This window comes from Paenibacillus apiarius (assembly GCF_017052585.1).
Lineage (GTDB): Bacteria > Bacillota > Bacilli > Paenibacillales > Paenibacillaceae > Paenibacillus_B > Paenibacillus_B apiarius.
Map to the genome: position 1 here is coordinate 5137273 of NZ_JAFFHZ010000001.1, position 5211 is coordinate 5142483.

Sequence of the window (5211 nt, forward strand, 5' to 3'; positions counted from 1 at the left end):
GCTTCTTGTTTTCATATAGAATGTACAAGTGAGAATCATTATCAACTCAAGGTGGTAAGCATGCGCGAACAACACATACAGCCGATTATCCGGCGTTCTACATTTTATACGATGACGGATATCCGTTACCATGTTCAGCCTCCGGACTCTGAATCAGGCACGCAAGTGGCTGACGACTATTCGATTGTGGCCATTACAGCGGGAGAAGGGCGTTTGACTATTGATGGCGATTGTTACCGCGTGGAACGCGGGAAAGGGTTCATCCTCGCCCCAGGAATGAGATTGTCCATCATGCAAGATAGCGAGGCTGCGCTTGAATACTATCGTGTGGCCTTTGAGATTCTGCGAACCTTCGGGGCGGAAGGCGGCGAATTGCATAGCGTGAGCAATAAGGAAGCTCCGGCATTTCCGTGCGCGGGAGAGGTGGAACTTTATCCTTTCTCTTGGTATATCGATCTTCTAGAGTCTATCTATCGTTTCCGGTATGAGAGTGATGAGCGGGGCTCCTTGCAAAACTTTGTCCGGTTTCAGGAGTTGGTCGCGCATATAGTAGGAAATAATGTGGGGGCCGCGGATCGGACGGATACGCGCTCGGCGGTTGCGCTATCGATCGAGCGGTTGCGCCACCGTTTCCGGGAACAGATGACCGTAAATCAGATGGCTGCAGAAGCGAAGGTGGGCCGTTGGCAATATACGCGCCTGTTCAAAGAACTAACCGGTTCGATTCCGCTCGATTATCTCAATGAGCTCCGGATGAATCGAGCCAAAGAGCTGCTGTTGAGCACGGAAGAACGGCTGCATGACATTGCGATCAGCGTGGGCTTCAGCAACGAGTATTATTTTAACCGCCGCTTTACGCGGACAGTTGGCATTACGCCCACCAGGTACAGACGCATGCATGGCGGCGATATCCGGGTCGTCTCCCCGTATTTGGAGGACTTTGTGTTGGCGCTCGGCATTACGCCTGTCGTTCAATGCTGTCATGCCATATGGGGCAAGCAGGATTATCTCGGTCTGGACGAAACTCCCGTGTTTGATGTCTCCGCTGGGCGCTATGAGTTGCTGTCACAGTACGAACCAGACATTATCATGATCGATGGGGGAGCGGATCGCGCGAACTTCGAGCCGTATGCGCCGACCTATCAGTTGGCGGGCGTTAGCGAGGATTGGCGCTCTTCGTTCAGAACGATGGCTGATTGGTTCGGGAAGGCTGATAGAGCGGAGGATGTAATCGCCCAGTATGAGTGTGAGGCCGCGGCGGCGAGGAAGATCTTGAACCGGACTGCCAAAGGGCAATCGGTTGCGGTTCTGCGGATTAATGCGAAAGGCTTCACACTATATGGCGGAGCCGAGATGGGGTTTACAGGTCCCGTGCTGTACGGTTCGTTGGGACTGACGCCGCACCCGCTCGTGCGGCAGCTGACCCAGGGAATGAGAAGGGCTGAACTGCCGCTCGAATGGCTGCATCGGTTGGATGCCGATCATCTGTTCATAACGTTCGAGAAGCAGGAATCATCCATAGACGGAGAGGAAAGAAAGCTGTTGGACCACCCATTATGGCGGATGCTGCCTGCGGTACGGAATCGGTGCGTGTACGAGGTTGACTTTTTGACGTGGATGAATTATGGTGTCATTTCGCATCGTAAAAAAATCGGTGATGTGCTGCGGGCGCTCGCATGACGCTCCGGCTTGGGTTTGTGCAAGAAAAGAATGAAGATTGTCCATTGTCGTTATGGGAGGTTATAGACTACAATTTCATAGGAAAATGAGAATTGGTATCATGTGCAATGAAATGTGTGCTCCTGACGGTTAAAGACTCTGCTCATTTTACATGATGAAATATAGAAAAGAGGGATTGTTTTTGTTAAGGCGCTTTTTCGCTTATTACCGTCCATATAGAAGCTTGTTCATTCTCGACTTCTCTTGCGCGGTCATTGCCGCGCTGCTGGAGCTCGGCTTCCCGCTAGCTGTCAACAAGGTGGTTGACAAGCTGCTGCCGACGGGGAATTGGAAGTGGATTGTATGGGCATGTCTCGGTTTGCTGGCTATTTATCTTATCAATATGTTACTGCACTTTGTCGTTACGTACTGGGGTCATATGCTTGGCATCAACATAGAAACCGACATGCGCAAAAAAATGTTCGACCATCTGCAAAAACTGTCGTTCCGTTTCTTCGACAATACAAAGACCGGGCAGCTTATGTCCCGAATTTCCAACGATTTGCTGGAAATCGGCGAGGTGGCGCATCATGGGCCCGAAGATTTGTTCATTGCCGTCATGACGCTGCTCGGCGCATTCGGACTGATGCTCGGCATCAATTGGAAGCTGGCCGTGCTGACGTTTATCGTCGTTCCGTTCCTGCTCTGGCTGGCGCTGTACTTCAACCGGAAGATGATGGGCGCCTTCCGGCGGATGATGTCCGATCTGGCCGACGTCAACGCCAGGGTCGAAGACAGCATTGGCGGCATCCGCGTCGTGCAAGCATTTGCCAACGAAGAATATGAGAAGAATTTGTTCGCGAAAAACAACGGACGCTTCCGGATGACGAAGCTGCTCTCCTATAAAATCATGGCATGGAGCACCTCGATCAGCTACATCTTAATGCGGATCGTGACGGTGTTCGTGCTGTTATGCGGGACATGGTTCGTCATTGAGGGCGAATTGAGCTATGGCGAGTTTCTTGCCTTCATCCTGCTGACGAACGTGTTCCTCGGCCCGATTCAGAAGATTAACACGGTCATCGAGAGTTATCCGAAAGGCATCGCCGGCTTTAAGCGCTATATCGAAATTCTCGACACGGATCCGGATGTGGCCGAAGCGCCTGATGCAATAGCGGTAGATCATTTGCGCGGCGACATTCAGCTCCAGGATGTGTCGTTCGGCTATGAACAGGGGAAGCCTGTCTTGAATAATATCCGCTTGAACATTCGAGCAGGGGAGACGGTGGCGTTTGTCGGACCGTCAGGAGCGGGGAAGACGACCTTGTGCAGTCTGCTGCCGCGCTTCTACGACGTGAATGAAGGCAGCATTTCGGTCGACGGCATCGATGTTCGCGAGTTCAAGCTGGCCTCGCTGCGCAAGCAGATCGGCATCGTGCAGCAGGATGTGTTCCTGTTCTCCGGCACGATTCGGGAAAATATCGCGTACGGAAAGCTGGACGCTAGCGATGATGAGATATGGGAAGCGGCAAGGCGGGCGCGGCTCGCCGAGTTCATCCAGTCGCAGCCGGATGGCCTGAAGACGATTATCGGCGATCGGGGCGTAAAGCTGTCGGGCGGACAGAAGCAGCGGCTTGCCATCGCGCGGATGTTCTTGAAAAACCCGCCAATCCTCATTCTCGACGAAGCGACATCGGCGCTCGATACCGAGACGGAAGCGGCGATTCAGCAATCGCTGGCTGAGTTGTCCGAAGGGCGCACGACTCTCGTCATCGCGCACCGGCTGGCAACAATTCGCAATGCGGACCGTATCGTCGTCGTGACGGAGCAGGGCATTGCCGAGCAGGGGGCGCATGAGGAGTTGTTGGCCGTTGGCGGCATGTACAGCCGGTTGCACCGGGCGCAGTTCGGCGCTTAGACTGTCAGCAGCCCTAGTAGTAATACAACGAAAAAGAGAAAAATTGTTAGGTATAGAGTTAAAACAGCGCTGAAAGGGCGCTGTTTTTTTATTATCAAACCAAAAACGTTAACAAAATCTTAAAAATTGGAATTTATTATAAATCATACCAATGCCCTATATACATCAATCCATTGCTAGAATATAATTCGTTTGGTAATATATTGCTTTTTTGAGGAGGGTGTCCCGCTTCCGCGCCATGCGTCAATATTCAATAGGATAAAATTGACTCAATATCCTTATTGTGATAGTTTATATCATTATAGTTTACCTTCTGCGAAGTCGTTTGTCGTTTGCTTCCCGCAAGAGTAATAGGTTGAAATCTTTCTCGTTCATAACTTCGGATATAAGGAGAGAGTTTTATGACTACAGTGAATTGCATGTGTGAAGACCTGCACTATCCATTGGGTGCCTTTAGTCGTTTCGTGGTAAATGATCTTCCTCCCCTGAATAAGACGGGCTCCCCGGCTGACCTCTTAAGGCTCGGCATTTCTCTTCTTCCAGATGATAATCAGCAGCTCATCGATTTCGTATATCACCGTCCTTACAATGAAAAGGTACTGGCAATGGGAGATTTGGGGATCTTCCTCGTTTCGTGTTTGAAGCGAGGGATTCTTGCTTCTGAACTACGCAAAGTGTACTCCATTTTAGATCTTTTTTCCTTGGCTACCGGTTTAATTCCACGGGATACCTATGCTTCGTATATTGCATACAACCCTGCCGATTCTCTGCGAACGTTTACTGGGGATGCCAGTGAAGTCGCTTTTATCACCCGGCACCAGCAATCGGAACTAGCGCTTAAGCCAGCGGTTGAGGAATTGCTGAAGCTTCAGTTTGAGCCATATATGCCGGAACGCTTGGACATTCTTAGTGCCGTAAGAGCGGCGATGAGGCAGGTGCGCAAGGAAAATGCCGAGGTACACAAAGGGGTGGAGCCGGTCTTTTTTATTACCTTTTTCAGAGATTATTTCTTTCCCATTGAAGTGAATGGGACGAGCTACAATGCGCCTAGCGGCGTGCACATTGCGGGTGTGATCCTAACCGATCTCATTACGGGTACTGCAGATGATGCCTATATTGAAACGACTCATGATCTTTTGCCATATTTGGAGCCATGTGAGCAATTCCGCATCAAAAATGCGATGGCTGCCCCTTCCTTAAAGCAAATCTATTCCGCCGATTTGAAATCTGGGAGAGATAGTTCTTCCGAACTCAACCTTCTTGTCGATATTTACGACGAAATCATCAAATTTCGTAATGTTCATCAGGGACTAGTCAGCAGATATATCCGCAATCAAGATGCTTCCGTTGCCCGAGGTACGGGAGGATTTGCGTTTGATACCTTTTTACAGGAGAGAATTGACGTCGTCGCTCAAGCCAAGCGCACCGTTTCGGATGAGATAGAACCTCGGAGGTGATTCCGCCAGCATGGAACCAACTGTGAAGGTCCGATCTGAATCATGAAAGAAGTAATGGGTTATACGTCCCTTACCATGCCGAACTGCTATTGACATCCCCAGCACCCCGACCAGGTTGTGCAGAGTCTTTCCAAGGGCGCCCTTACACACTTAATTTAAATAGGGAGAAGGATTAAC

The 5211-nt window shown here is 50.5% G+C and carries 3 protein-coding genes; all 3 read left to right on the forward strand.

Annotated features, from left to right (window positions below):
• Nucleotides 1–60: 60 nt before the first annotated feature.
• The gene (locus tag JSQ80_RS22935; protein ID WP_206096821.1) at nucleotides 61–1680 is read left to right on the forward strand and encodes an AraC family transcriptional regulator; all 1620 of its coding nucleotides are present in this window, start codon (nucleotides 61–63) and stop codon (nucleotides 1678–1680) included.
• Between the two features lie 181 nt (nucleotides 1681–1861).
• Nucleotides 1862–3577: an ABC transporter ATP-binding protein gene (locus tag JSQ80_RS22940; RefSeq protein ID WP_206096822.1), complete on the forward strand. Its 1716-nt coding sequence runs from the start codon at nucleotides 1862–1864 to the stop codon at nucleotides 3575–3577.
• A 401-nt stretch (nucleotides 3578–3978) separates the two neighbouring features.
• Nucleotides 3979–5034: a monodechloroaminopyrrolnitrin synthase PrnB family protein gene (locus tag JSQ80_RS22945; RefSeq protein ID WP_206096823.1), complete on the forward strand. Its 1056-nt coding sequence runs from the start codon at nucleotides 3979–3981 to the stop codon at nucleotides 5032–5034.
• Nucleotides 5035–5211: the final 177 nt, after the last annotated feature.

Bases quoted from the DNA above. Each gene is read 5' to 3' on its own strand.
- JSQ80_RS22935 (WP_206096821.1), top strand. From the start codon at position 61: ATGCGCGAACAACACATACAGCCGATTATCCGGCGTTCTACATTTTAT.
- JSQ80_RS22945 (WP_206096823.1), top strand. From the start codon at position 3,979: ATGACTACAGTGAATTGCATGTGTGAAGACCTGCACTATCCATTGGGT.